Genomic DNA, 24,206 nt, shown 5'->3' with positions numbered 1-24,206 from the left:
GTGCGGCCCCCTAGACTCCTTCGCTGTGGACACCGAGACGAGCACCTTCTGGGGGCCGGATTTCGCGCAGCTCAGGGCCACCGACCCGGAGATCGCCGGGGTGGTCCTCGGCGAGTTGGACCGGCTGCGCAGCGGCCTGCAGCTGATTGCGAGCGAGAACCTGACCTCGCCAGCGGTGCTGGCCGCGCTCGGTTCGACGCTGACCAACAAGTACGCCGAGGGCTACCCGGGTCGGCGCTACTACGGTGGCTGCGCCGAGGTCGACCGGGCCGAGGAGATCGGCATCGCCCGGGCGAAGGAGCTCTTCGGCGCCGAGCACGCCAACCTCCAGCCGCACTCCGGGGCGAGCGCCAACCTGGCCGCGTACGCCGCGTTGGTGCAGCCGGGGGACACGGTGCTGGCGATGGACCTGCCGCACGGCGGTCACCTGACGCACGGCAGTCGGGTGAACTTCTCCGGCAAGTGGTTCGCCACGGTCGGGTACACCGTCCGGCGGGACACCGAGCTGATCGACTACGACGAGGTACGGGACCTGGCCCTGACGCACCGGCCCAAGATGATCATTTGCGGCGCCACGGCCTACTCCCGGCTGATCGACTTCGCCCGGTTCCGGGAGATCGCTGACGAGGTCGGTGCGTACCTGATGGTGGACGCGGCGCACTTCATCGGCCTGGTCGCCGGGCGGGCGATCCCGTCCCCGGTGCCGTACGCCGACGTCGTCTGCGCCACCACCCACAAGGTGCTGCGCGGCCCACGCGGGGGCATGATCCTCTGCCGGGAGTCGCTGGCCCAGCGGATCGACAAGGCGGTCTTCCCGTTCACCCAGGGCGGCCCGTTGATGCACGCGGTCGCGGCCAAGGCGGTCGCGCTGCGTGAGGCCGCCCAGCCCGAGTTCCAGACGTACGCCGGTCAGGTGGTCCGCAACGCCCAGGCGCTCGCCGCCGGGCTGGCCGCCGAGGGGATGCGCCCGGTGTCCGGCGGCACCGACACCCACCTCGCCCTGATCGACCTGCGCGAGGTGGGGGTCACCGGCGCCGAGGCCGAGAGTCGCTGCGACGCCGCGTCGATCACCCTGAACAAGAACGCGATCCCGTACGACCCGCAGCCGCCGATGGTCGCCTCCGGCATCCGGGTGGGCACGCCCGCCGTCACCACCCAGGGCATGCGGGAGGGGGAGCTGCGACAGGTCGCCGGCCTGATCGCCCGGGCGGTACGCGCCGATCCCGGCGTCCCGGGCGGCGCGGACGAGCTGGCCCGGATCGGTGCCGAGGTGGCCGAGTTGGTTGCCGCGTTCCCGGCGTACCCCCGTGGCTGAGCCCGGGGTGGTCGAGCCCGACGCCGACCGGCGCTGGCGGCTGCGGCACCTGCCGGTGCTCCTGACCGCGTCGGTGGCGCTGGCCGCGGTCGCCGCGGTGATCGGCGGGGTGACCGGCGGCATGACGGCCGCGTTCGGCGCGGCGGCCGGTGTCGGTGTCACGGTCTTCAGCTACACCCTCACCACCGTGGTGCTGGCCTGGGCGGACCGGATCAACCCACAGCTGATGCTGCCGCTCGGGCTGGGCCTGTACGCGCTGAAGTTCACCCTGCTGGGTGTGGTGATGGTGGCGGTGGCGTCGACGGGCTGGCCCGGGTTGGTCCCGCTCTGCCTCGGCATCGTCGCCGGAGTGGCAGTGTGGACGGCGGTGCACATCTGGTGGTTGACCACCGTGCACGCCCGACGATCGCGTAGCTGACCTGGCAATCGGCCGCTCGTCCCATCCATCGGACGCGCGACAAGCTGTCGGCCATCGGTCATTCTCTCATGGGCGGAAGGGGAGTAGCGTGCCCACAGACGACGGCGCCCCCGAGATGCCCACACAACGACGGTTGTGCGGGGGGTGAGGCACAGCCTCGTCTTCCCGGCTGATATCGTTCGCCCCGTCATGGCTGGTGACCAAACCCCCCGTCCCGCCGGCGAACCGGACGACATTCCGTCCGGCGCCGGTCAGGGTTGGACCGCGCTCAGCTACCTCATCGGAGGCATGCTCGTGTGGGGTTTCATCGGCTGGCTGGTTGACCAGTGGCTCGACACCGGCGGCGTCGCCACCGGGATCGGCGTCGTGCTCGGCATGGCCGGGGGAATCATCCTCGTCGTCCGCCGGCTCGGCACGCCTACTTAGGAAGGGACGCGGTGTTCGGACAGGCGAACGTTCTGGCAGCGGGCCAGGCGGCATTCCCACCCAGTGTGGAGGACTTTTACCTGCCCAGCATCCTGCCCTGGGGTGCGCACGACTCATACTGGTTCACCAAGATCACGGCGATGGTCTGGATCGCGGTCGGCGTCCTGATCATCTTCTTCCTGGCGAGCTACCGGAACCCGCAACTGGTGCCGACCAAGAAGCAGTGGTTCGCCGAGTCGATCTACGGCTTCGTACGGAACAACATCGCGGTCGACATGATCGGGCACGCGGGGGTGCGGTTCGCGCCGTACTTCACGTCGCTGTTCTGCTTCGTGCTGCTGACGAACGCGTTCGCGATCATCCCGTTCTTCCAGATCTCGCCGAACTCGCACATCGCCTTCCCGGCGATCCTCGCGGTGATCAGCTACGTGCTGTTCAACTACATCGGCATCAAGCACCACGGCTTCAAGAAGTACGTGCGGAACTCCCTGATCCCGCCGGCACCCTGGTACATCCTGCCGCTGCTGATCCCGATCGAGTTCTTCTCGACCTTCCTCGTCCGGCCGTTCTCGCTCGCGGTTCGTCTTTTCGCGAACATGTTCGCCGGCCACATGCTCCTGCTGGTCTTCACGCTCGGCGGCTTCGCCATGCTGAGCGCCAACGCCTGGCTGGCTCCGGTCTCGGTGCTCTCCTGGGTGATGACCATCGCGCTCACCTTCCTTGAGTTCCTGGTGATCTGCCTGCAGGCCTACGTCTTCACCGTCCTCACCGCCAGCTACGTGCAGGGCGCGCTCGCCGAAGAGCACTGATCCACCGCACCATCCGTTGTCGTCCCGCGTGAGAGTCACGCGTGATACCCAGGAGGAACCACACCAATGGACGCTAGCGTTCTCGCCGAGGTCACCGGTAGCACCGCTGCCATCGGCTACGGCCTCGCCGCCATCGGCCCGGGCATCGGCGTTGGCCTGGTCTTCGCCGCCTACATCCAGTCGACCGCCCGCCAGCCGGAGTCGTCCCGGATGACCCTGCCGTACGTCTGGATCGGCTTCGCCGTCATCGAGGCGCTCGCGCTGCTGGGCATCGCCTTCGGCTTCATCTGGGCCGGCACTGCTAGCTGATTCCGCCCCTCGACTGGGAGGTAACCATGTATTTCCTCGCCGCTGAGGGTGGTGAGTCGACCCACAACCCGATCATCCCGCTCTGGCAGGAGATCGTGGTCGGTACGGTCGCCTTCGCTGTGCTCTGCTTCGTGCTGATGAAGTTCGTCTTCCCCCGCATGGAGCAGACGTTCCAGGCTCGGGTCGACGCGATCGAGGGTGGCATCAAGCGCGCCGAGGCCGCCCAGGCCGAGGCGAACCAGCTGCTCGAGCAGTACCGTGCCCAGCTCGCCGAAGCCCGGACCGACGCCGCCAAGATCCGCGACGACGCCCGGGCCGACGCCGAGGGGATCCGGCAGGACGTTCTCGCCAAGGCGCGGGAGGAATCCGACCGGATCATCGCGGCCGGCAAGGATCAGCTCGCCGCCGAGCGGGCCACCATCGTGCGCGAGCTGCGCACCGAGGTCGGCACCATCGCGGTGGACCTGGCCAGCAAGATCGTCGGCGAGTCGCTGGCCGACGAGGCGCGGCGCAAGGGCACCGTCGACCGGTTCCTGAGCGGTCTTGAGAGCACGGGGGCCCGCTGATGCAGGCCGCCAGCCGGGAGTCGTACAAGATCGCGGCCGAGAGCCTCGACGCGTACGTCCGCGGCGCGGAGCCGTCGGCGGTGGCCTCCACCGCTGACGCCGTCCTCTCCGTCGCCACCCTGCTGCGGCGTGAGCCGCGGCTGCGCCGGGCGCTGTCCGAGCCGGCCCGTTCCGGCGAGGACCGCGGCGCTCTGCTCGGTGACATGCTGGGCGGCCGGATCGGCGTCGACGCGCTCGACCTGCTCGTGTCGCTGGTCTCCGGCCGTTGGTCGGCACCGTCGGAGTTGCTCGAGGGCGCCGAGCGGCTGGGCGTGGAGGCGCTGCTGGCCAGCGCCGACAAGGCCGGCGACCTCGGCGAGGTCGAGGACGAGCTGTTCCGCTTCGGCCAGGTCGTGGCGGGTCAGTCGGCGCTGAGCAACGCGCTGGCCGACCCGGTCGCCCCGGTCGAGCAGCGGGCCTCCCTGGCTCGCGAGCTGCTCGCCGACAAGGCTCGTCCGGTGACCGTCCGCCTCGTCGAGGTGGCGCTGGGCGGGTTCGGCGGACGCTCCTTCATCGGGGCGCTCACCCGGCTGGTCGAGCTCGCCGCCGAGCGACGCGACCGGCAGGTGGCGTACGTGACCGTCGCGGCCCCGTTGAGTGACGAGGACGAGCGGCGGCTGGGTGCGAGCCTCACCGCGATATACGGTCGAGAGGTCTCCGTCAGGCAGACGGTGGACCCCGACGTCCTGGGTGGCATGAGCGTGCGGGTCGGCTCCGACCTGTACGACGGCACCATCCTGCGTCGGCTCAACGAGACCCGCAACGCGCTCGCGAAGCGCTGAGCAGCTCCGCCGCCCAACGTTGGGGCGGCTCCGCCGCGCAGCGCCCGGATTGACAGACGCCATTCGGACCGGTCGGTACTAGGTATCCCGGGCCCCTGAATTTTAAGGAAGCAGAGGATGGCCGAGCTGACCATCTCGACGGAGGAGATCCGCGGCGCCCTGGAGCGCTACGTCTCCTCCTACTCGTCCGACGTCTCCCGCGAGGAGGTCGGCACCGTCGCCGACACCGGCGACGGAATCGCCCACGTCGAGGGCCTGCCCTCGACCATGACCAACGAGCTCCTGGAGTTCGAGGACGGCACGCTCGGCGTGGCGTTGAACCTCGACGTCCGGGAGATCGGTGTCGTCGTTCTCGGTGACTCCGCCAAGCTGGAGGAGGGGCAGCGCGTCAAGCGCACCGAACGGGTCCTCTCCGTCCCGGTCGGCGACGCCTTCCTCGGCCGCGTGGTCAACGCGCTCGCCCAGCCGATCGACGGGCTCGGTGACATCCCCAACGAGGGCTTCCGCGAGCTGGAGCTGCAGGCTCCGAACGTGATGGCCCGGCAGTCCGTTGACGAGCCGCTGCAGACCGGCATCAAGGCCATCGACGCGATGACCCCGATCGGTCGGGGTCAGCGGCAGCTGATCATCGGTGACCGGAAGACCGGCAAGACCACGGTCGCCCTGGACGCCATCCTCAACCAGCGGGACAACTGGCGCACCGGCGACCCGAAGAAGCAGGTTCGCTGCATCTACGTCGCCATCGGCCAGAAGGCCTCCACGATCGCCTCGATCAAGGGCCAGCTGGAGGAGGCGGGCGCGATGGAGTACACCACCATCGTCGCCTCCCCGGCCTCCGACCCGGCCGGCTTCAAGTACCTCGCCCCGTACACCGGCTCGTCCATCGGGCAGCACTGGATGTACGGCGGCAAGCACGTCCTGATCGTCTTCGACGACCTGAGCAAGCAGGCCGAGGCGTACCGGGCCGTGTCGCTGCTGCTGCGTCGCCCGCCGGGCCGTGAGGCGTACCCGGGTGACGTCTTCTACCTGCACTCCCGCCTGCTGGAGCGCTGCGCGAAGCTCTCCGACGAGCTGGGTGGCGGCTCGATGACCGGTCTGCCGATCATCGAGACGAAGGCCAACGACATCTCGGCCTTCATCCCGACCAACGTCATCTCGATCACCGACGGCCAGATCTTCCTGGAGACCGACCTGTTCAACCAGGGCGTTCGTCCGGCGATCAACGTCGGCACCTCGGTCTCCCGGGTCGGTGGCGCCGCGCAGGTGAAGCCGATGAAGAAGGTCGCCGGTTCGCTGCGGCTCAACCTGGCCCAGTACCGCGAGCTGGAGGCGTTCGCCGCCTTCGCCTCCGACCTGGACCGGGCCTCCCGGGCCCAGCTGGACCGCGGTTCGCGGCTGGTCGAGCTGCTCAAGCAGCCGAACTACTCGCCGTACCCGGTGCAGGAGCAGGTCGTCTCGGTCTGGGCCGGCGTCGAGGGCAAGCTGGACGACATCCCGGTGGGTGAGGTCCGGCGCTTCGAGTCGGAGTTCCTCCAGTACCTGCGGCACAAGCACGCGGGTGTGCTGGCCGGGATCGCCGACAACCAGTGGAACGATGAGATCATCGGTTCCCTGGACACCGCGATCAGCGAGTTCAAGCAGGTCTTCCTCGGCAAGGCCGACGAGCGTCGGATCAACGATGCGCCGGCCACGCCGCTGGAGGGCGAGGAGAACCGCGAGACGGTGACCCGCTTCCGCGACGGCACGACCGACCGCCCGGCCGAGAGCTGATCCCGTGGCGGCCCAGGTACGCGTTCTTCGTCAACGAATCCGCTCGGCGAAGTCGATGAAGAAGATCACCAAGGCGATGGAGCTCGTGGCGACGAGCCGGATCGCCAAGGCCCAGGCCCGGGTGCAGGCGTCCCTGCCGTACGCCCAGGCCATCACCGGGGTGCTCACGGCGCTGGCGTCCAACGCACGGATCGACCACCCGCTGCTGACCCCGCGCGAGCGGGTGCAGCGGGCGGGCGTCCTGCTGGTCACCAGCGACCGTGGCCTGGCCGGCGGCTACAGCTCCAACGCGATCAGGAAGGCGGAGTCGCTGATCGCGCGGCTCCGGGCGGACGGCAAGGAGCCGGTGCTCTACGTCATCGGGCGTAAGGGCGTCGGGTTCTACCGGTTCCGCGGTCGGCCGATGGAGGCGAACTGGACCGGGTTCAGCGAGCAGCCGTCGTTCGAGGACGCCCGTACGGTCGGTGAGACGCTGATCAAGGCGTTCACGGCCGGTGCGGACGACGTCGACGGCAGCGCCGGTGCGGACGGGGTGCTCGGCGTCGACGAGTTGCACATCGTCTACACCGAGTTCCAGTCGCTGATGACGCAGACCCCGGTCACCAAGGTCATCGGGCCGATGCAGGTCGAGGACCGGCCGCGCTCCGAGGGGCTGCTGCCGGCGTACGAGTTCGAGCCGGAGGCGGAGGCGCTGCTCGACGCGCTCCTGCCGAGGTACATCAACACGCGGATCTACGCGGCGTTGATCGAGTCGGCGGCGAGTGAGTCGGCGGCACGGCGGCGGGCGATGAAGAGCGCCACCGACAACGCCGAAGAAATGATCGACAAGTACACGCGTGAGATGAACTCGGCCCGGCAGGCCGGGATCACCCAGGAGATCAGCGAGATCGTCGGCGGCGCCAACGCGCTGGCCGCGTCGGGAAGTGAAGTGTGATGACTGCACCAGTAGAGACCAAGACGGCCACGGGTCGCGTGGTCCGGGTCATCGGCCCGGTCGTCGACGCCGAGTTCCCGCGCGACGCCATGCCGGCCCTGTTCAACGCCCTGAACGTGGACGTGCACCTGTCCGGCGGTGAGAAGACGCTGACCCTGGAGGTCGCCCAGCACCTGGGTGACAACCTGGTCCGCGCCATCTCGATGCAGCCGACGGACGGCCTCGTCCGCGGCGCGGTGGTGCGTGACCGCGGCGAGCCGATCACCGTGCCGGTGGGCGACGCGGTGAAGGGGCACGTGTTCAACGCGATCGGCGAGTGCCTCAACCTCACCGAGGGCGAGACCATCCAGGCCGACGACCGGTGGGGCATCCACCGCAAGGCCCCGGCCTTCGCCGACCTGGAGCCGAAGACCGAGATGCTGGAGACCGGCATCAAGGTCATCGACCTGCTCGCCCCGTACGTCAAGGGCGGCAAGATCGGCCTGTTCGGCGGCGCGGGTGTGGGCAAGACGGTGCTCATCCAGGAGATGATCACCCGAGTGGCCCGTAACTTCGGTGGTACCTCGGTCTTCGCCGGCGTGGGTGAGCGCACCCGTGAGGGCAACGACCTCATCGCCGAGATGACCGAGTCCGGCGTTATCGACAAGACCGCGCTGGTCTACGGCCAGATGGACGAGCCGCCGGGCACCCGGCTGCGGGTGGCGCTCTCCGCGCTGACCATGGCCGAGTACTTCCGTGACGTGAAGAAGCAGGAGGTGCTGCTCTTCATCGACAACATCTTCCGCTTCACCCAGGCGGGTTCGGAGGTCTCCACCCTGCTCGGCCGGATGCCGAGCGCGGTGGGTTACCAGCCGACCCTGGCCGACGAGATGGGCGAGCTCCAGGAGCGGATCACCTCCGTCCGGGGCCAGGCCATCACCTCCATGCAGGCGATCTACGTGCCGGCGGACGACTACACCGACCCCGCCCCGGCCACCACGTTCGCCCACCTGGACGCGACCACCAACCTGGAGCGGTCGATCTCCGACAAGGGCATCTACCCGGCCGTGGACCCGCTGGCGTCCTCGTCCCGGATCCTCGCCCCGGAGTTCGTCGGCGCCGAGCACTTCCAGGTCGCCACCGAGGTGAAGCGGATCCTGCAGCGCTACCGCGACCTGCAGGACATCATCGCCATCCTCGGCATCGAGGAACTCTCCGAGGAAGACAAGATCACCGTGCAGCGCGCGCGGCGGATCGAGCGCTTCCTGTCGCAGAACACCTACGCTGCGGAGCAGTTCACCGGCGTGCCGGGCTCGACGGTCCCGATCAAGGAGACCATCGAGGCGTTCCGCAAGATCAGCGAGGGGGAGTACGACCACTTCCCCGAGCAGGCGTTCTTCATGTGCGGCGGTCTTGAGGACCTGGAGCGCAAGGCCGAGGAACTGATGAAGGACTGACAGCTCCGACCAGAGCTGACCCAAAAGACTGCCCCGGCAATGCCGGGGCAGTCTTTTGTTCATCTTCAGGCCTTACCATCGCCGCAGTCCGTTTCTCGCGGTCGTCGGTTGCGCGCCACCCGAGATACGGTTCTTCCGCACGTTCACTTGAACGAGCGTTGATCTTTGCAACCTTTCGGCGACGTGCGCCCGTCTCCTTCTCGTGGGCGTAACGAACGGAGATGCTCGTGGGTAAGGCCAGCAAGAGTGGCCGCAAGTCGTCCATCTGGCGGGGTGTGCCGCGCTGGGCCAGGATCTGCACGGTGTTCGGCACCGTGCTGACCATGCTCAGCGGGGCGGTGCTGGTCGGCACCGAGGTGCTGATGGCCCGCTACGAGGGCGCGGTCGGCAAGGCCGACCTCTTCGGCGACCAGGCGGCCGGGGCCCAGGCGAAGAAGTCCGAGATCAAGGGCCCGCTCAACATCCTGCTGGTCGGTATCGACCCACGTAATGCGACGGCGTTGCCACTGGCCGACTCGATCATGGTGCTGCATGTGCCGGCAACGATGGACCGGGCGTACCTCTTCTCGCTGCCTCGCGACCTCTACGTCGACATCCCGCCGTTCCGCAAGTCGGACTTCAACGGCACCAAGGACAAGATCAACGCGGCCATGTCGTTCGGCAGCCGGGTGCCCGGCGGGAAACCCGACGCGGCGCGCGGCTTCGAGTTGCTGGCCACCACGGTGCAGACGGTGACCGGCATCAAGCGCTTCGACGGCGGCGCGATCATCAACTTCACCGGCTTCCAGAAGATCGTCGACGCGATGGGCGGCGTCGACATGTACGTCGAGCGCGAAGTGAGGTCCGAGCACAAGCAGCCGGACGGCACGCCGCGGCCCGGCAACACGCGCGGCGAGGGCTACGTCGGCCCGCAGGCGGTCTACAAGAAGGGCAACCACCACCTGAGCGGGTGGCAGGCCCTGGACTACGTCCGGCAGCGCTACCCGAAGAACGGTGTCCCGGACGCCGACTACGGCCGGCAGCGCCACCAGCAGCAGTTCGTCAAGGCGATGGTCGGGCAGGCGTTCAGCGCCGACGTGGTGGCCAACCCGCTCAAGCTGGACAAGGTGCTCCGCGCCGCCGGCCAGTCGCTGATCTTCAACGGTCGGGGCAACAGCGTGGTCGACTTCGGGCTCGCCCTGAAGGACATCCGGCCGAACACCATCCAGATGATCAAGCTGCCCGGTGGTCCCGTCTTCGACGGGTCGAAATACAAGGGTGAGCAGTTCCAGGCAGGCGTACCGGACTTCTTTACCGCCCTGCACAATGAACAACTGGACCCGTTCCTGCTGGAGCACCCGGAGTTCCAGAACAAGACCAAGTAGCCGTGGCGCAGCTCTCCCCACCCGCCTTGGGTGCGCGTCGGCCACCCGACTAGACTTTCGGCAATCCGTCGCCGCAGCAAGGAGACAGCGTGGCACAGCAGCTTCACGTCGAGCTCGTCGCCGTCGAGGAGAAAGTCTGGTCCGGTGAGGCCGAGATGGTCGTCGCCCGGACGACCGAGGGTGAGCTCGGCGTGCTGCCGGGGCACGCGCCGCTGCTCGGCCAGCTCGCCGAGCCCGGCCAGGTACGCATCAAGCTTGCCGGTGGTGAGCAGGTCTCCTACGAGGTGGCCGGCGGCTTCCTCTCGGTGAGCGCCGACGGTGTCATCGTTCTGGCCGAGAGCGCGACCCCGGTCTCCGCGCAGAGTCACTGAGCCGTACCGGGGATGGAGATCGTCGAGGGATTCGGGATCGGCGTCGCAGTCATCCTCGGCGCGCTCCTCATTCTCTTCGTCCGGCGAGCCCTGGTCACCCGTAGCGGTGGCATCATCCGGCTCAGCGTCCGGGTCTCCACCATGCTCGACGGCCGCGGCTGGTCGCCGGGCTTCGGCCGGTTCGCTGGCGACGAGCTGCGCTGGTACCGGATGTTCAGCTTCGCGCTGCGGCCCAAGCGGGTGCTCTCCCGCAAAGGGCTCGCGGTGGAGCGCCGCCGGTTGCCGGAGGGTCAGGAACGCCTCTCCATGCCGGCCGACTGGGTGATCCTCCGCTGTACCAGTCACCACGCACCGGTGGAGATCGCCATGGCGCGGTCGACAGTGACCGGATTCCTCTCCTGGCTCGAGGCCGCCCCTCCGGGGGCGGTCTCGCCGCGTATGGCCTCCCAAGATTGGCCTGCTGCCTAGTTCCCTCTCGCCGTGGGGGTTTCCGGGGAGCCCGCCCGGCTCCGGGCGGTCAGGCTTGATCCCTCCGCCGGGCGGGCTCCCCGGAAACCCTGCCGAGGCGCTGTGCGTCGTCCAGGCGCCGCTTTTCACCCTGCCGATACCGGTGGCAGCCGGCTATCCGGGTCTCCGTCGGGAATGATCGACACGGTATCGGCGATGTTGGGGTGTCCCGCTGCCCTGGATACCCCGATATCGCCGACCTGGAGTCGATCACCGCCCCGCCGGCGGACCGGCGTGGAAGGCCAGATGGTTCAGCGCGGGGGCGAGCCGGTCATGCCGCTGACCGGAGAGCGCCGGCGTGCGCTCCAGTGCCAGGTAAGTGGCCGAGGCGCCAGGAGCGACCGGCCTGTCAGTCCTGGTGGAGCCGTCCAGCCCAGCTCGCCTAGCTACGCGTGGCCGCCCCGAGATCGGGAACCCATACCTCGACGTGGTGCAGCGCGCCGACGTTCAGCGCTTCCCGCCCGGCACCCATAGCACATCTCCAGCCGGATTGGCCGTTCTTGACAGGATAAAGAGCAGATCGGAGAGCCGGTTGAGATACTTTGCCGGGAGCGTGCTGGTCCGCTCCGGATCGTGGCTGACCAGCGCCCACGCTGCCCGTTCGGCACGCCGGGCGATGGTCCGCGCCACGTGTAGCAGCGCCGCGCCCGCGGTGCCGCCGGGGAGGATAAAGGAGTCGAGGTTGCTCAGGCGCGCGTTGTATTCGTCGCACCAGCCCTCGAGGCGCTCGACGTACTCCTCGGTCACCCGCAGCGGCGGATACTTCGGCTCCGGCTCGACTGGGTTGGACAGGTCGGCGCCCACGTCGAAGAGGTCGTTCTGCACCGAGCCCAGCACGGCCCGCAGTTCCTCGTCGAGCTGGCCCAGGGCGAGCGCGACACCGATCGCCGCGTTGCACTCGTCGACGTCGGCGTACGCGGCGATCCGCGGATCGCTCTTCGGCACCTGTTCGTTGTTGCTCAGCCTGGTCATGCCGGCATCGCCGGCCTTGGTGTAGATGCGCGTGAGGTGGACGGCCATGACGCACAGCCTACGGATACCGGACCTGACGATCCCGGCGCGGCCTGACACCGCCGGCTGGCCCGCGGTGGTGGGCCCCGGCGACGCGGGCGATCCGGCGGTCAACGACGTCGATGTCATCCGGGTACGCGGTGATGCCCGGCTGACCGGCACCGTGCACGTCGTCGGTGCCAAGAACTCGGCGTTGAAGCTGATGGCCGCGGCTCTGCTCGCCCCGGGCCGCAGCGTGATCACCAACGTCCCGCGGATCACCGACATCGCGATCATGGGGGAGGTGCTGCGCCGGCTGGGCTGCGAGGTTCGGTTCGACGAGGACGACCCCGTCGACCCGATGGTCGCCCGAGGTGGGGTGGCGCGGTCCCGGTCGGTGACCATCGACGTGCCCGAGCAGCCGGGTGCGGACGCGGACTACGACCTGGTCCGCCGGCTGCGCGCGTCGATCTGCGTGCTCGGCCCCCTGCTGGCCCGCCGGGGGTACGTGCGGGTGGCCCACCCGGGCGGCGACGCGATCGGCTCGCGTGGGTTGGACATGCACGTCTCCGGGCTGACCCGGATGGGCGCGGACATCTCCGGTGAGCACGGGTTCGTCATCGCCGCCGCCCCGCACGGGCTGCGCGGCGCGGACATCGTGCTGGACTTCCCCAGCGTGGGCGCGACCGAGAACCTGGTGATGGCGGCGGTGCTGGCCCAGGGCACCACGGTGATCGACAACGCGGCGCGCGAGCCGGAGATCGTCGACATCTGCACCATGCTCAACCAGATGGGCGCGCGGATCTCCGGTGCCGGGACGTCCACCCTGCGGATCACCGGGGTGCCCGGGCTGCGCCCGGTGCGGCACGCCACGGTGGGGGACCGGATCGTCGCCGGCACCTGGGCGTTCGGTGCGGCGATGACCCGCGGCGACGTGACGGTGACCGGGCTCGACCCGGCCTACCTGGAGGTCGCGCTGGACAAGGTGGTGGCGGCCGGCGGCCTGGTCGAGACGCGGGGAGACAGCTTCCGGGTACGGATGGACGACCGGCCCCGGGCGGTGGACGTGGTGACGCTGCCGTACCCCGGCTTCGCCACCGATCTACTGCCGATGGCGATCGGGCTGGCCGCCGTGAGCGACGGCGCCTCCTTGATCACCGAGAACATCTTCGACGGCCGGTTCATGTTCGCCAACGAGATGGCCCGCCTTGGCGCGGACATCAAGACCGACGGGCACCACGCGGTGGTCCGGGGCCGGGATCGGCTCTCCGGGGCGCCGGTGCGGGCCACCGACATCCGCGCCGGAGCGGGGTTGATCATCGCGGGGCTCTGCGCGGACGGGCTCACCGAGGTCTCCCACGTGCACCACGTCGACCGGGGTTACCCGGACTTCGTGGCCGACCTGCGTGCGCTCGGGGTGGCCGTCGAGCGGGGCACCACGCCGGAGGAGCCGGCGCTGGAGATCTGACGCCGACATGGCCCAGGGGCTGCGGGGTCTCCCGACAGCCCCTTAGCCGTCGTTCAGGCTCGCCGACTAGGGTGCAGGGAGGCACTCAATCGCAGCGAGGGAGAAGTAGATGGCGGGTCGACTCGCGGTCGTCGGGGCCGGGCTGATGGGCTCCGGCATCGCCCAGGTGGCGGCGCAGGCGGGCTGGCAGGTGACGCTGCGCGATCTGGACGAGGCGGCCACCACCCGGGGGCTCGGCGGCATCCGGAAGTCGCTGGAGAAGTTCGCCGAGAAGGGCCGGATCGAGGCGTCCGAGGTCGAGGCAACGCTTGCCCGGATCACCCCGACCACCGACCTGGAGGCGGCGGCGGACGCGGACATCGTGGTCGAGGCGGTCTTCGAGCGGCTGGAGATCAAGCACGAGGTGTTCCGCGCCCTGGACAAGATCTGCAAGGCCGACGCGGTGCTCGCCACCAACACCTCGGCCATACCGGTCACCCAGATCGCCGCGGTCACCGAGCGGCCCGAGGCGGTCGTCGGCACGCACTTCTTCTCCCCGGTGCCGATGATGCAGCTCTGCGAGTTGGTCCGCGGCTACAAGACCAGTGACGCCACGCTGGCCACCGTGCGGGCCTTCGCCGAGGAGATCGGCAAGACGGTCGTGGTGGTCAACCGGGACATCGCCGGCTTCGTCACCACCCGGCTGATCTCCGCCCTGGTGGTGGAGGCGGTCAAGCTGGTCGAGTCCGGCGTGGTGTCCGCGGAGGACCTGGACACCGCCTGCCGGCTGGGCTTCGGGCACGCCATGGGCCCGCTGGCCACCACCGACCTGACCGGCGTGGACGTGCTGCTGCACGCTTCGAAGAACATCTACACCGACACGGCGGACGAGAAGTTCTTCCCGCCGGAGCTGCTCCAGCGGATGGTCACCGCCGGCGACCTGGGCCGCAAGACCGGCAAGGGCTTCTACACGTACTGAGCGGGACATGGAAAGGGGGCGGGCGCCGTGCGCCCGCCCCCTTTTTTCAGCGTCAGCCGTCGCGCTTGGTGGTCCAGCGGAAGGTGGTCAGGCAGAGCACCAGGCCGATCACGCACCACAGGGCCAGCATCAGCGCGACCCGGCCCAGCTCGAACGAGCCGCCCGGCTCCTGGGCGCCGAAGCTGGACGGCAGGAAGACCGATCGCAGCCCCTGGCACATCCACTTGAGCGGGAACAGCGCGGCCAGCTGCTGCATCCAGGTGGGCAGGTCGGTGAAGATGAAGAACACGCCGGAGACGAACTGGAGCACCAGGGCGACCGGGGTGACCACCGCCGAGCCGCTGCGGGCGGTGCGGGCCAGCGACGAGATGGCGATGCCGCACAGGGTGCAGGCGGTGACACCGAGCACGGAGACCCAGCCGAAGGTGAACCACTTCCCGGCGGTGCCCGGCAGGTCGAGGTCGAACAGCCCCACCGCGACCGCCAGCAGCAGCGCGGTCTCGGCGATGCCGATCGCCACCACCATGATCACCTTGCCGGCGAACCACACCCACTTGGGCATCGGCGTGCCGCGGTAGCGCTTGAGCACGCCCCGGTCCCGCTCGATCGGGATCCAGATGCCGAGGTTCTGGAAGCTCACGGTCATCAGGCCGGTCGCGATCATGCCGGTGATGAAGTACTGGGTGTACTTGACCCCGCCGCCGATCTCCCCGCTGAAGATCGAAGCGAAGATCAGGATCATGATGATCGGGAAGCCCATCGTGAAGACCACGGACTCCCGGCTACGCAGGAACTGGGTGATCTCCAGCCGGCCCTGCCGCAGGGCGAGCGCGGCGACGCCCGGCCGGCGGCCCGAGGTCGCGGCGACCGGCGTCGCCGGCTTCGTCGTGGTCGTCATCGCGCGTGTCCGATCATCGTGAGGTAGACGTCCTCCAGGGTCGGCCGGGTCACGGTGAGCCCGGGGACCTCGCCGCCGTAGCGCGCGGCCAGCTCGGCCACCAGGGCCGTCGGCGTGGCACTCTGCGCGCTCTCCGGCGTCCCGTCCGGGGTACGCCAGGAGACCGTCGCCAGCGCCTCCTGCCGGTTGCCCAGCCGGTTCGGCGCGGCCACCTCGACCAACCGGCCGCCGCTGATCACGCCGACCCGGTCGGCCAGCGCCTCCGCCTCGTCCAGGTAGTGGGTGGTCAGCACGATGGTGGTGCCGGCCGCGGCGAGGTCGCGGATCAGCTCCCAGAACTCGCGGCGCGCCTCCGGGTCGAAGCCGGTGGTCGGCTCGTCGAGGAAGAGCAGCTCGGGGCGGCCGATGATGCCGAGCGCCACGTCGAGGCGGCGCTTCTGCCCGCCGGAGAGGGTGTGCGTGCGGGCCTTCGCCTTACCGGCCAGCCCGACCCGCTCGATCACCTTGTCCGGGTCGTCGGCGTCGGGGTAGAAGCCGGAGAAGTGCCGGATCACCTCGGCCACGGTCAGCTCGTCGAACTCGCCGGTGCCCTGGAGGACGATGCCCACCCGGGATCGCCAGCCCGGGTCCGGATGGGCCGGGTCCGCGCCGAGCACGGAGACCTCGCCGGCATCCCGGCGCCGGTAGCCCTCCAGGATCTCCACCGTGGTGGTCTTGCCGGCACCGTTCGGGCCGAGCAGAGCGAACACCTCGCCACGGTGGACGTCGAGGTCCACGCCCGCCACCGCCACGTTGCCGCCGTACGCCTTGCGCAACCCCCGGACGGAGATGGCCAGCTCGTCATCCATGGCGTCCAGTGTGCGTCCTTGCTGGGGCGGAGCGGCGCCCGGGGTGTGTCGGTCCGCGCCACTGCGGGCAGTTCGCACCCGGACGTCCGCGACATGGACCTGTGTGGTTTTCCACAGCCCGTTTTACTGAACGGTAACTTAAACTCCGGCCATGGATGAGAAGGCACTTTCGGGGCGCCTGCCCGAGCGGGACCGCCCGTGGGTGATGCGCACCTACGCCGGCCACTCCTCGGCCGCCGCGACCAACGCCCTCTTCCGCCGCAACCTGGCGAAGGGGCAGACCGGGCTCTCGGTCGCCTTCGACCTGCCCACCCAGACCGGGTACGACCCCGACCACGAACTGGCCGCCGGTGAGGTCGGCCGGGTCGGCGTGCCGGTGGCCCACCTCGGCGACATGCGGGCGCTCTTCGACGGCCTTCCGCTGGCCGACATGAACACCTCGATGACCATCAACGCCCCGGCGATGTGGCTGCTCGCCCTGTACGGCACCGTGGGGCTGGAGCAGGACGCCGAGCTGGCCCGCTGCGCCGGCACCACCCAGAACGACATCATCAAGGAATACCTGTCCCGGGGGACGTACATCTTCCCGCCGGCGGCGTCGCTGCGGCTCACCGCCGACGTGGTGGCGTACACGCTGCGCGAGATGCCGCGCTGGAACCCGGTCAACATCTGCTCGTACCACCTTCAGGAGGCCGGTGCCACGCCGGTGCAGGAGGTCGGCTTCGCGCTGGCCACCGCCGTCGCCGTGCTCGACGCCGTGCGCGACTCCGGCCAGGTGCCCGCCGAGCGGATGGGCGACGTGGTGCAGCGGATCTCGTTCTTCGTCAACGCCGGGGTGCGCTTCGTCGAGGAGATCGCCAAGATGCGCGCGTTCGGCGCGCTCTGGGACGAGATCACCCGCGACCGGTACGGGGTCACCGAGGCCAAGCAGCGCCGGTTCCGCTACGGCGTGCAGGTCAACTCGCTCGGCCTGACCGAGGCGCAGCCGGAGAACAACATCCAACGCATCGTGCTGGAGATGCTCGGCGTGACGATGTCCCGCGACGCCCGGGCCCGCGCCGTGCAACTGCCCGCCTGGAACGAGGCACTCGGCCTGCCCCGTCCCTGGGACCAGCAGTGGTCGCTGCGGATGCAGCAGGTCCTGGCGTACGAGTCGGACCTGCTCGAATACCCCGACCTCTTCGCCGGCTCGCACGTGATGACCGCGCTGGTCGACGAGATCGTCACCGGAGCCCGGGTCGAGTTGGACCAGGTGCTGGAGCTGGGCGGTGTGGTCGCCGCCGTGGAGACCGGCTACCTCAAGAGCGCGCTGGTCACCTCGCTGGCCGAGCGTCGCCGCCGGATAGAGTCCGGCGCCGATGTGGTGGTCGGGGTCAACCGGTTCGCCGAGACCGAGCCCTCCCCGCTCACCGGGGCCGGAGCGGAAGCGGTCGAGCAGGTGGACCCTGCGGTCGAGGCCGCCGCCGCCGAGGGCGTACGCCGGTGGCGAGCCGACCGGGACGGTGCGGCCGTCGACGCGGCCCTGGCCCGGCTCCGTGCGGACGCCGCGACCACCACGAACCTGATGCCGGCCACCCTGGAGTGCGTGCGGGTCGGGGTGACCACCGGCGAGTGGGCCGGCGCGCTGCGCCAGGTCTTCGGCGAGTACCGGGCGCCCACCGGGTTGGCCGGCGCCACCGGGACCGGCGGCGAACCCGGCCTCGCGGACGTCCGCGAGCGGGTCACCGCCACCGCCCGCGAGCTGGGCAGCGGCCGGCTGCGGCTGCTGGTCGGCAAGCCCGGCCTGGACGGGCACTCCAACGGCGCCGAACAGATCGCGGTACGCGCCCGCGACGCCGGCTTCGAGGTCGTCTACCAGGGCATCCGGCTGACCGCCGGGCAGATCGTCGCCGCCGCCGTGGAGGAGGACGTCGACCTGGTCGGGCTCTCCGTGCTCTCCGGCTCGCACCTGGCCGCCGTACCGGCGGTGCTCGACGGGCTGCGCGCCGCCGGCCGGGCGGACCTGCCGGTGGTCGTTGGCGGCATCATCCCCGCGGGCGACGCCGACACGCTGCGGGCCTGCGGGGTGGCCCGGGTCTTCACCCCGAAGGACTTCGCTCTCACCAGCATCATCGACGACCTGGTGACGGTCATCCGTCGCGCCAACGACCTGCCCTGAGCGGATGGGTTTGGCAGGTCAGCGGCCGACGTAGGTCATACAGTCGGCCAGGTCGTTGTCCGGCCCGACCCTGATCGACGGCGCGTGGCACTCCAACTGCTCGTTGTGCTGGCAGTCGGAACGCTGGCAGGCACCCACCTGTGCGATCAGACTCTCCACGCCGCCCCGGACCGGTGACTCGACGAAGGTGTGGCAGTGGGCGTGATCCATGCTGCCGATCGTGATCGCGTAGGCGTGGCAGTCGCCAGCGTTGTTGTACGCGCAGGCAGCCACCACGCACTCCTGAACTCGGGGCATCTCGATCGCTGTGGTCATGCCGACCTCCTCGGGCTCTTGCCCCGATCCTAGGCTTTTGTCGGCTTCCTGGGCTGGCTATGGCGTGCTGCCTGCCCCTTGCCTCCGGGGGTGGCGTCTGCCCCGATGGTGGGCATGCGTCGTTGGTGGGGTGGGGCCCGCCGTGCCCGGCTCCGGGCGGTCAGGCTTGATCCCTGCGCCGGGCACGGCGGGGCCCCACCCTGTCGGTGGTCACCGTCGCTTTCTGGTTCCTGCGCTGGACGGCGGCGGGCTCCACCCCGTGTCGGCTGTCGTCGTCGGTCCTGATGCCTGCGCTGGCAGGCGGGTCCGCCCTGGGAGTGGTCGTCTTTCCCGACCCACGGTTGGGTGCGGTCAGTCCATCGCCGCGTCGATGGTCACCGCCTGTCCCGATCGCGCGTCGGTGGTCGCCGTCTGCTCCGATCGCCTGGACGCGGCCCCAGCCCCAGCCCAGCCCAGCCCTCGTCTTCCGGTCGGTCGCTGTTGTTGGCGTGATACCTGTGAGGCATAAATATGCCTGTGAGGTATCACTGGTGTTGTCGACCCCGGGCCGGGATCGCGAGGTTTCGGGGTGATCGACTCGGTGTCGGCGATGTCGCGGTATCCCGACGCGGTGATAGCCCCCATGTCGGCGATCTGGAGTTGACCATGGCCAGCCGGCCCGGTCTGACGCCGGGGCGGTGATCGAGCGCGCGTAGAACGTCCGGCTGACGGCGGGAGCGGTGGCCGATCGCGTCGAATGTGCGGCTGACGCCGGGAGCGGGGCGGTCCGGGTGTGAATGTCCGGCTGACGCCGGGAGCGGTGGGCGATCCGGGCGCCGAATGTCCCGTTATCGGGGTCTCTGGCGTGTGACCGGCTGCACCCGTCGGCCGGAATGGGGGCCGGCCCGGGGTCGTTACATACCCTGACGATCGCAGCACCACGGCCCGCCGCCCCACCCCCCGGGGTTGGAATGCCAGGCCAAGCCCGGTCGTTACAGATCCCCGAACGACCGCACCCAGCGCCCCGCTCGACAGGGTGCCGGCGGATGGGCCAGGCCGGAATGACCTCGGCCCGCCGGTCGTTGCAGATCCCCTGAACGACCGCCCCCGCGCCCCGCTCGACAGGGTGCCGGCGGATGGGCCAGGCCGGAATGATGTCGGCCCGGCGGTCGTTACACATGGACCCGGCGCCACGAGCCCCCCGCTTGTAGGCAGCCGAAAAGACTTTTCCCTTGTTGTTGTTAGCGCCGGACGAGGTGCTCGCACCCGTGATGCCGATCCCCCGGTCGGCTTGGGTGTTTACCCCCGTGAAGGAGCTACCCCCATGAACACGATCATGCGTAAGAGTGTGCTGTCTGTTGCTGGTCTGGCCTTCGCCGGTGGTGTGTTCGCCGGTCCGATCGCCGCCCACGCCGCCACCCCCGTCGACGGCAAGCCCGCCGCCGTGGCCGTGCAGTCGGTCTCGCCGCAGGGTGAGCAGTCGCGCATCGACTTGAATGGTGAGCAGACCGCCAACGTGAAGGCGATCATCGCCGCGACGAAGAAGGCCGGTCTGCCGGAGCGGGCCGCGGTCATCTCGATCGCGACGAGCCTGCAGGAGTCGAAGCTGGAGAACCTCGGCCACCTCGGCGACATGAACGACCACGACTCGCTGGGCCTGTTCCAGCAGCGGCCGAGCTCGGGTTGGGGTACGCCGGAGCAGATCACCGATCCTGAGTACTCGACCACCGCGTTCCTCAAGGGTTTGAAGCAGGTTGACGGGTGGCAGGACATGCCGCTGACCGACGCCGCCCAGACCGTGCAGGTGTCGGCCTACCCGGACGCCTACGCCCAGTGGGAGAAGCAGGCCACCGACCTGGTCGGCCAGTACTGGAACAGCTGACCCACAAAACACCACCGCACCACCGCGTGACCCGACCGCTGGCCGGCACCCCCAACCCGGGGTGCCGGCCAGCGGCATGTCCAGGGTCACGACGAATCTGGACAGCAGACGAACCTGGACAGCAGCCGTCAGACGCGGAAGCCGGCGGCGCGGGCTGCCTGGCGTTCCCGGCGACGTTCGGAGCGCCGGCGCAGGAACCAGTAGACGAACGCCACGAGGCCGAGCAGGAAGGCGAGCACCAACACCGGCAGGAGGATCGCCGCCAGTGAGACCAACACGCTTGTGGCGTCCTCGGCGGTGCTGGCCACCGGGGCACCGAACCCTGCGGTGGTGGCGTTGACCACCGGCCGCGCGGCGGACTTGAGCAGGTGTACGCCGAACGCGAGCAGAACGCCGACGACCACCGGCACCCACTGGTGGGACGAGAAGAAGCTCGCCGGGTCGCTGACCGTCACCGTCTCCGACGATGATCCGGCGCCGAAGGCCAGGCCGCCGGCGGTGGGTCGGACCACGGTCTGCACCACGTCGTTGACGTGGTCGACCACCGGCACCTTGTCCGCCACCATCTCCACGGCGAGCAGGGCGGCCAGGATGACGATGACCCAGCCGTTGCCGAGCCACGTCCAGCCGCTGGGCAGGTCGATCAGGTCGGTGTAGCGGGCGAGCAGACCGAGGGTGAGCAGGGGGATGTAGGCGTTCAGCCCCGCCGACGCGGCGAGTCCGGTACCGGTGAGGACTTCGAGCACGGTCTCAGCATCGCATCGACGCGCCAGTGCCGCTCGCTGGCGACCGGTGGGTGCTCGGCTACCCTCGTCGGGTGCGGTTGGTCATTGCGAAGTGCTCTGTGGACTACGTCGGACGGCTCTCGGCTCACCTGCCGCTGGCCACCAGGCTCCTGATGGTGAAGGCGGACGGGTCGGTGTCGATCCATGCCGACGACCGGGCGTACAAGCCGTTGAACTGGATGAGCCCCCCGTGTCGGCTGGAGGAGGCCCCCGGTGTGTGGCGGGTGGTCAACAAGGCCGGCGAGGAGTTGCGGATCACCCTGGAGGAGATCTTCCAGGACACCTCGTACGAGCTGGGGCTGGATCCTGGCCTGCGCAAGGACGGGGTGGAGGCGCACCTGCAGGAGTTGCTGGCGGCCAACCCGGGCACGTTGGGCGAGGGGTACACGCTGGTCCGCCGCGAGTACATGACGGCGATCGGTCCGGTCGACCTGCTCTGCCGGGATGCCAACCAGGGCGCGGTCGCCGTCGAGGTCAAACGGCGCGGTGAGATCGACGGGGTGGAGCAGCTCACCCGCTATCTCGAGTTGATGAACCGCGACCCGCTGCTCACCCCGGTCGCCGGGGTCTTCGCCGCGCAGGAGATCAAGCCGCAGGCGCGGGTGCTCGCCGCCGACCGGGGCATCCGGTGCGTGGTGGTGGATTACGACAAGCTGCGGGGCATCGAGAAGGACGAGCTGACCCTCTTCTGAGAGTCACCGCCCGTACAGCATCTTGATGGTCTTGACCAGTCGGGCGACGTCGGCCGGGGTCCGCTCGAAGGTCATCGATGGCAGCAGTGACCGGGCTCGCCGGCGGGTGATCGCCTTTGTCCGGCCGAACTCGCGCAAGCCGTCCTCGCCGTGGATCCGCCCGAAGCCGGAGTCGCCGACCCCGCCGAACGGCAGGGTGGACATCCCGGCGAAGGTCAGGGTGGAGTTGACCGACGCCATCCCGGAGCGCAGCCGTCGGGCGATGGTCACCGCGCGGCGCCGGCCGAAGACCGAACCACCGAGCCCGTACGGCAGCGCGTTGGCCCGGGCGACGGCCTCGTCGGCGTCGCGGACCCGGCTGATGGTCAGCGTCGGCCCGAAGGTCTCCTCGCGGACGGCGGCCGACTCTTCCGGTACGTCCACGAGCACGGTCGGGTGCACGTACGGCGGCTGCACCGCGCTCGGGCCGCCGAGCACGGCGCGCCCACCGGAGCTGACCGCGTCCTCGATGTGGCGGCGGATCACGTCGATCTGACCGGGCATGGTGATCGGGCCGATGTCCTCGCCGTCCGGCCCAACGGTCAGCCGGCCCGCACGGGCCACCACCTTGTCGACGAAGGCGTCGAAGATCGGGTCGACGGCGTACACCCGCTCGATGCCGATGCAGGTCTGGCCGGCGTTGGTCATGCCGCCCCAGACGCACGCCGTTGCGGCGGCGTCCAGGTCGGCGTCGCTGTCGACGATCATGGCGTCCTTGCCGCCGCCCTCGATGACCACCGGGGTCAGCGTCTCGGCGCAGGCGGCCATCACCTTCCGGCCGGTCGCCGTGGAGCCGGTGAAGGCCACCTTGTTCACCCCGGAGCGGCACAGCGCGGCGCCCACGTCGCCCAGCCCGTGCACGGCGGTGAACACGGGCTGCTCGGGGACGACCTCGGCGAAGCTGTCCACCAGCCACTGGCCGATTGCCGGCGTGTACTCGCTCGGCTTGAACACCACGGCGTTGCCGGCGGCGAGGGCGTACGCCGCGGAGCCGATCGGGGTGAGGACCGGATAGTTCCACGGCGCGAGGACGCCGACCACGCCGTACGGCTGGTATTCGAGGTGCCCGGAGAACTCGGCGAGGATGAGCCGGGACCGCACCCGGCGTGGGCCGAGCACCCTGCCGGCGTTGCGGGCGGCCCAGTCGACGTGCTCGATCGCGGTGACGATCTCGACGATGGCGTCGGCGACGGGCTTGCCGCCCTCAAGGTGCATCAGCTCGGCGAGCTGCTCGATCCGCTTGGCGAGCAGGGCGCGCCAGCGCAGCAGCCGCGCCCGACGGCCGGTGAAGCCCAGACCGGCCCACCACTCGCCCGCGGCGCGGGCGCGGTCGACGGCCTGCCGCACGTCGGTGGCGACGGGGAAGCGACCGGCCTCGGCGCCGGTGGCCGGGCTGGTGGACACCAGCAGGCCCGCATCGATGACCGGGGTGCCCGGGACATGAACAGCCGTCATGGCGGAAGTCTAGACCCGGAGATTACTCGCCGGTAGGCCCTGATTCGGGCCGGCGGGACGGGAGTCGCATCGACCCGCCCACTCGTTGATCAGAGCAGTTCAGGGCCTTGGGGCCGGATGTCGCCCGTCCGAATCGTCGAGCGGGAGGTGGCCGGGAGGCGGCGCGGAGCTGACCGGCCGGTCAATATTGACGATTACCGTCTGGTGGCAGGCTGACGCGCGGAGTGACGGTGTGGGTGGAGGGATGACTGTCGATGGACGAACATCCGGAGCTGAGGCCACTGTTGACGGTCGCAGGTGGGCCGATGCGCGGGGCGAGCTTTCGACTGCGGGCCGAGCCGCAAATGATCGGTCGCGCCCCGACCGGTCATGTGGTCATCAACGACCCGCACCTGAGCCGTCGGCACGCGGAGGTGTGGCTGGCCCCGGAGGGCGCCTCGCTCCGGGACCTGGGCTCCACCAATGGCACCTGGCTCAACGACCGCCGGATCACCGAGGTGGAACGACTCTCCGACGGCGACCTGATTCGGATCGGCCGCACCGAGCTGCGCCTGTTCGACCCGGGGGTGGCCCACACCGATCCGGTCGGGCTCAGCTTCGGCCTGTCCCGGCGCGACATCCGGCCGACGCTGCCTCTGCCCCTGGCCACACCGCCCTCCGCGCGCCGCTGACCCCTCACTCGGATGCCGGTGG

25 protein-coding genes are annotated in these 24,206 nt (G+C 69.8%); 19 read left to right on the top strand and 6 right to left on the bottom strand.

Annotation, left to right across the window (positions count from 1 at the left end):
- Positions 1-25: 25 nt before the first annotated feature.
- From glyA to ACFY29_RS17090, 13 genes are all read left to right on the top strand, one after another.
- On the top strand, positions 26-1,315 hold the full coding sequence (gene glyA / locus ACFY29_RS17150) for a serine hydroxymethyltransferase (protein ID WP_328419851.1): 1,290 nt from the start codon (positions 26-28) through the stop codon (positions 1,313-1,315).
- Positions 1,308-1,733: a hypothetical protein gene (locus ACFY29_RS17145; protein WP_355608691.1), complete on the top strand. Its 426-nt coding sequence runs from the start codon at positions 1,308-1,310 to the stop codon at positions 1,731-1,733. The genes glyA and ACFY29_RS17145 overlap by 8 nt, the downstream gene beginning before the upstream one ends.
- Positions 1,734-1,922: 189 nt before the next feature.
- The gene (locus tag ACFY29_RS17140; protein WP_030488045.1) at positions 1,923-2,159 is read left to right on the top strand and encodes an AtpZ/AtpI family protein; all 237 of its coding nucleotides are present in this window, start codon (positions 1,923-1,925) and stop codon (positions 2,157-2,159) included.
- A gap of 11 nt (positions 2,160-2,170) precedes the next feature.
- The gene (atpB, locus tag ACFY29_RS17135; RefSeq protein WP_328419846.1) at positions 2,171-2,968 is read left to right on the top strand and encodes a F0F1 ATP synthase subunit A; all 798 of its coding nucleotides are present in this window, start codon (positions 2,171-2,173) and stop codon (positions 2,966-2,968) included.
- 66 nt (positions 2,969-3,034) lie between these two features.
- On the top strand, positions 3,035-3,277 hold the full coding sequence (locus tag ACFY29_RS17130; protein ID WP_328419844.1) for a F0F1 ATP synthase subunit C: 243 nt from the start codon (positions 3,035-3,037) through the stop codon (positions 3,275-3,277).
- Between the two features lie 26 nt (positions 3,278-3,303).
- Positions 3,304-3,843, top strand: coding sequence for a F0F1 ATP synthase subunit B (locus ACFY29_RS17125; protein WP_328419842.1), 540 nt, complete (start codon positions 3,304-3,306; stop codon positions 3,841-3,843).
- A complete protein-coding gene (locus ACFY29_RS17120) occupies positions 3,843-4,664 on the top strand; it encodes a F0F1 ATP synthase subunit delta (RefSeq protein WP_386987172.1) in 822 nt (273 codons plus the stop codon). Before ACFY29_RS17125 ends, ACFY29_RS17120 begins: the two co-directional genes overlap by 1 nt.
- A 117-nt stretch (positions 4,665-4,781) precedes the next feature.
- Positions 4,782-6,434: a F0F1 ATP synthase subunit alpha gene (gene atpA, locus ACFY29_RS17115; RefSeq protein ID WP_386987170.1), complete on the top strand. Its 1,653-nt coding sequence runs from the start codon at positions 4,782-4,784 to the stop codon at positions 6,432-6,434.
- A gap of 4 nt (positions 6,435-6,438) precedes the next feature.
- Complete coding sequence (locus ACFY29_RS17110; RefSeq protein ID WP_328419836.1) at positions 6,439-7,368, top strand: F0F1 ATP synthase subunit gamma; 930 nt, start codon at positions 6,439-6,441, stop codon at positions 7,366-7,368.
- Positions 7,368-8,804, top strand: coding sequence for a F0F1 ATP synthase subunit beta (atpD, locus tag ACFY29_RS17105; RefSeq protein WP_328419834.1), 1,437 nt, complete (start codon positions 7,368-7,370; stop codon positions 8,802-8,804). The genes ACFY29_RS17110 and atpD overlap by 1 nt, the downstream gene beginning before the upstream one ends.
- Positions 8,805-9,025: 221 nt before the next feature.
- Positions 9,026-10,168, top strand: a complete 1,143-nt coding sequence (locus ACFY29_RS17100) for an LCP family protein (protein WP_386987166.1) — start codon at positions 9,026-9,028, stop codon at positions 10,166-10,168.
- Positions 10,169-10,257: 89 nt separating this feature from the next.
- Entirely contained in the window at positions 10,258-10,539 is a 282-nt protein-coding gene (locus ACFY29_RS17095; protein ID WP_386987163.1) for a F0F1 ATP synthase subunit epsilon, read from the top strand.
- 12 nt (positions 10,540-10,551) lie between these two features.
- Positions 10,552-11,007, top strand: coding sequence for a DUF2550 domain-containing protein (locus ACFY29_RS17090; protein ID WP_328419827.1), 456 nt, complete (start codon positions 10,552-10,554; stop codon positions 11,005-11,007).
- Positions 11,008-11,493: 486 nt separating this feature from the next.
- Here the strand turns inward: ACFY29_RS17090 and ACFY29_RS17085 are convergent, their stop codons facing one another.
- Complete coding sequence (locus tag ACFY29_RS17085) at positions 11,494-12,066, bottom strand: cob(I)yrinic acid a,c-diamide adenosyltransferase (RefSeq protein WP_328419825.1); 573 nt, start codon at positions 12,064-12,066, stop codon at positions 11,494-11,496.
- Between ACFY29_RS17085 and murA the strand changes: the two genes are divergently transcribed.
- Together murA and ACFY29_RS17075 are read left to right on the top strand one after the other, a co-directional pair.
- Positions 12,065-13,504 (top strand): UDP-N-acetylglucosamine 1-carboxyvinyltransferase, encoded by a 1,440-nt coding sequence (murA, locus tag ACFY29_RS17080; protein ID WP_328419823.1) that lies wholly within the window; start codon positions 12,065-12,067, stop codon positions 13,502-13,504. The genes ACFY29_RS17085 and murA overlap by 2 nt on opposite strands.
- 109 nt (positions 13,505-13,613) lie before the next feature.
- A complete protein-coding gene (locus ACFY29_RS17075) occupies positions 13,614-14,462 on the top strand; it encodes a 3-hydroxyacyl-CoA dehydrogenase family protein (RefSeq protein WP_328419821.1) in 849 nt (282 codons plus the stop codon).
- 52 nt (positions 14,463-14,514) lie between these two features.
- Here the strand turns inward: ACFY29_RS17075 and ACFY29_RS17070 are convergent, their stop codons facing one another.
- On the bottom strand, positions 14,515-15,360 hold the full coding sequence (locus ACFY29_RS17070; RefSeq protein ID WP_386987157.1) for an ABC transporter permease: 846 nt from the start codon (positions 15,358-15,360) through the stop codon (positions 14,515-14,517).
- Entirely contained in the window at positions 15,357-16,208 is an 852-nt protein-coding gene (locus ACFY29_RS17065) for an ABC transporter ATP-binding protein (protein WP_328419817.1), read from the bottom strand. The genes ACFY29_RS17070 and ACFY29_RS17065 overlap by 4 nt, the downstream gene beginning before the upstream one ends.
- A 151-nt stretch (positions 16,209-16,359) precedes the next feature.
- On the opposite strand from ACFY29_RS17065, the gene ACFY29_RS17060 reads away from it, so the two are divergent.
- Positions 16,360-18,366: a protein meaA gene (locus tag ACFY29_RS17060; RefSeq protein WP_386987154.1), complete on the top strand. Its 2,007-nt coding sequence runs from the start codon at positions 16,360-16,362 to the stop codon at positions 18,364-18,366.
- Between the two features lie 18 nt (positions 18,367-18,384).
- Here ACFY29_RS17060 and ACFY29_RS17055 read toward each other — a convergent pair whose 3' ends face one another.
- Complete coding sequence (locus ACFY29_RS17055) at positions 18,385-18,681, bottom strand: DUF1540 domain-containing protein (RefSeq protein ID WP_328419813.1); 297 nt, start codon at positions 18,679-18,681, stop codon at positions 18,385-18,387.
- Between the two features lie 1,303 nt (positions 18,682-19,984).
- Here ACFY29_RS17055 and ACFY29_RS17050 point away from each other — a divergent pair.
- Positions 19,985-20,542 carry a hypothetical protein gene (locus ACFY29_RS17050; RefSeq protein WP_386987151.1) on the top strand — a complete coding sequence of 186 codons (558 nt, stop codon included), beginning with the start codon at positions 19,985-19,987 and terminating at the stop codon, positions 20,540-20,542.
- Between the two features lie 128 nt (positions 20,543-20,670).
- Here ACFY29_RS17050 and ACFY29_RS17045 read toward each other — a convergent pair whose 3' ends face one another.
- Positions 20,671-21,288 (bottom strand): DUF4126 domain-containing protein, encoded by a 618-nt coding sequence (locus ACFY29_RS17045; RefSeq protein WP_355609447.1) that lies wholly within the window; start codon positions 21,286-21,288, stop codon positions 20,671-20,673.
- Positions 21,289-21,359: 71 nt separating this feature from the next.
- Here ACFY29_RS17045 and nucS point away from each other — a divergent pair, with 71 nt between their 5' ends.
- Positions 21,360-22,019 carry an endonuclease NucS gene (nucS, locus tag ACFY29_RS17040; protein WP_328419807.1) on the top strand — a complete coding sequence of 220 codons (660 nt, stop codon included), beginning with the start codon at positions 21,360-21,362 and terminating at the stop codon, positions 22,017-22,019.
- A 3-nt stretch (positions 22,020-22,022) separates the two neighbouring features.
- Here nucS and ACFY29_RS17035 read toward each other — a convergent pair whose 3' ends face one another.
- Positions 22,023-23,513 (bottom strand): aldehyde dehydrogenase family protein, encoded by a 1,491-nt coding sequence (locus ACFY29_RS17035; protein ID WP_328419805.1) that lies wholly within the window; start codon positions 23,511-23,513, stop codon positions 22,023-22,025.
- Positions 23,514-23,767: 254 nt separating this feature from the next.
- Here ACFY29_RS17035 and ACFY29_RS17030 point away from each other — a divergent pair, with 254 nt between their 5' ends.
- Positions 23,768-24,184, top strand: a complete 417-nt coding sequence (locus tag ACFY29_RS17030) for an FHA domain-containing protein (RefSeq protein WP_386987148.1) — start codon at positions 23,768-23,770, stop codon at positions 24,182-24,184.
- Positions 24,185-24,206: the final 22 nt, after the last annotated feature.

This window comes from Micromonospora sp. NPDC000668, assembly GCF_042897975.1.
Classification (GTDB): domain Bacteria; phylum Actinomycetota; class Actinomycetes; order Mycobacteriales; family Micromonosporaceae; genus Micromonospora.
This window is presented reverse-complemented; position numbering and strand designations above follow the sequence as displayed.

Excerpts from the sequence above, each read along its gene's own strand:
- ACFY29_RS17140 (WP_030488045.1), top strand. The coding sequence starts at position 1,923 with ATGGCTGGTGACCAAACCCCCCGTCCCGCCGGCGAACCGGACGACATT.
- ACFY29_RS17130 (WP_328419844.1), top strand. The coding sequence starts at position 3,035 with ATGGACGCTAGCGTTCTCGCCGAGGTCACCGGTAGCACCGCTGCCATC.
- ACFY29_RS17125 (WP_328419842.1), top strand. The coding sequence starts at position 3,304 with ATGTATTTCCTCGCCGCTGAGGGTGGTGAGTCGACCCACAACCCGATC.
- ACFY29_RS17120 (WP_386987172.1), top strand. The coding sequence starts at position 3,843 with ATGCAGGCCGCCAGCCGGGAGTCGTACAAGATCGCGGCCGAGAGCCTC.
- atpA (WP_386987170.1), top strand. The coding sequence starts at position 4,782 with ATGGCCGAGCTGACCATCTCGACGGAGGAGATCCGCGGCGCCCTGGAG.
- atpD (WP_328419834.1), top strand. The coding sequence starts at position 7,368 with ATGACTGCACCAGTAGAGACCAAGACGGCCACGGGTCGCGTGGTCCGG.
- ACFY29_RS17100 (WP_386987166.1), top strand. The coding sequence starts at position 9,026 with ATGCTCGTGGGTAAGGCCAGCAAGAGTGGCCGCAAGTCGTCCATCTGG.
- ACFY29_RS17090 (WP_328419827.1), top strand. The coding sequence starts at position 10,552 with ATGGAGATCGTCGAGGGATTCGGGATCGGCGTCGCAGTCATCCTCGGC.
- murA (WP_328419823.1), top strand. The coding sequence starts at position 12,065 with ATGACGCACAGCCTACGGATACCGGACCTGACGATCCCGGCGCGGCCT.
- ACFY29_RS17085 (WP_328419825.1), bottom strand. The coding sequence starts at position 12,066 with ATGGCCGTCCACCTCACGCGCATCTACACCAAGGCCGGCGATGCCGGC.
- ACFY29_RS17075 (WP_328419821.1), top strand. The coding sequence starts at position 13,614 with ATGGCGGGTCGACTCGCGGTCGTCGGGGCCGGGCTGATGGGCTCCGGC.
- ACFY29_RS17070 (WP_386987157.1), bottom strand. The coding sequence starts at position 15,360 with ATGACGACCACGACGAAGCCGGCGACGCCGGTCGCCGCGACCTCGGGC.
- ACFY29_RS17065 (WP_328419817.1), bottom strand. The coding sequence starts at position 16,208 with ATGGATGACGAGCTGGCCATCTCCGTCCGGGGGTTGCGCAAGGCGTAC.
- ACFY29_RS17060 (WP_386987154.1), top strand. The coding sequence starts at position 16,360 with ATGGATGAGAAGGCACTTTCGGGGCGCCTGCCCGAGCGGGACCGCCCG.
- ACFY29_RS17055 (WP_328419813.1), bottom strand. The coding sequence starts at position 18,681 with ATGACCACAGCGATCGAGATGCCCCGAGTTCAGGAGTGCGTGGTGGCT.
- ACFY29_RS17050 (WP_386987151.1), top strand. The coding sequence starts at position 19,985 with ATGAACACGATCATGCGTAAGAGTGTGCTGTCTGTTGCTGGTCTGGCC.
- ACFY29_RS17035 (WP_328419805.1), bottom strand. The coding sequence starts at position 23,513 with ATGACGGCTGTTCATGTCCCGGGCACCCCGGTCATCGATGCGGGCCTG.
- ACFY29_RS17030 (WP_386987148.1), top strand. The coding sequence starts at position 23,768 with ATGGACGAACATCCGGAGCTGAGGCCACTGTTGACGGTCGCAGGTGGG.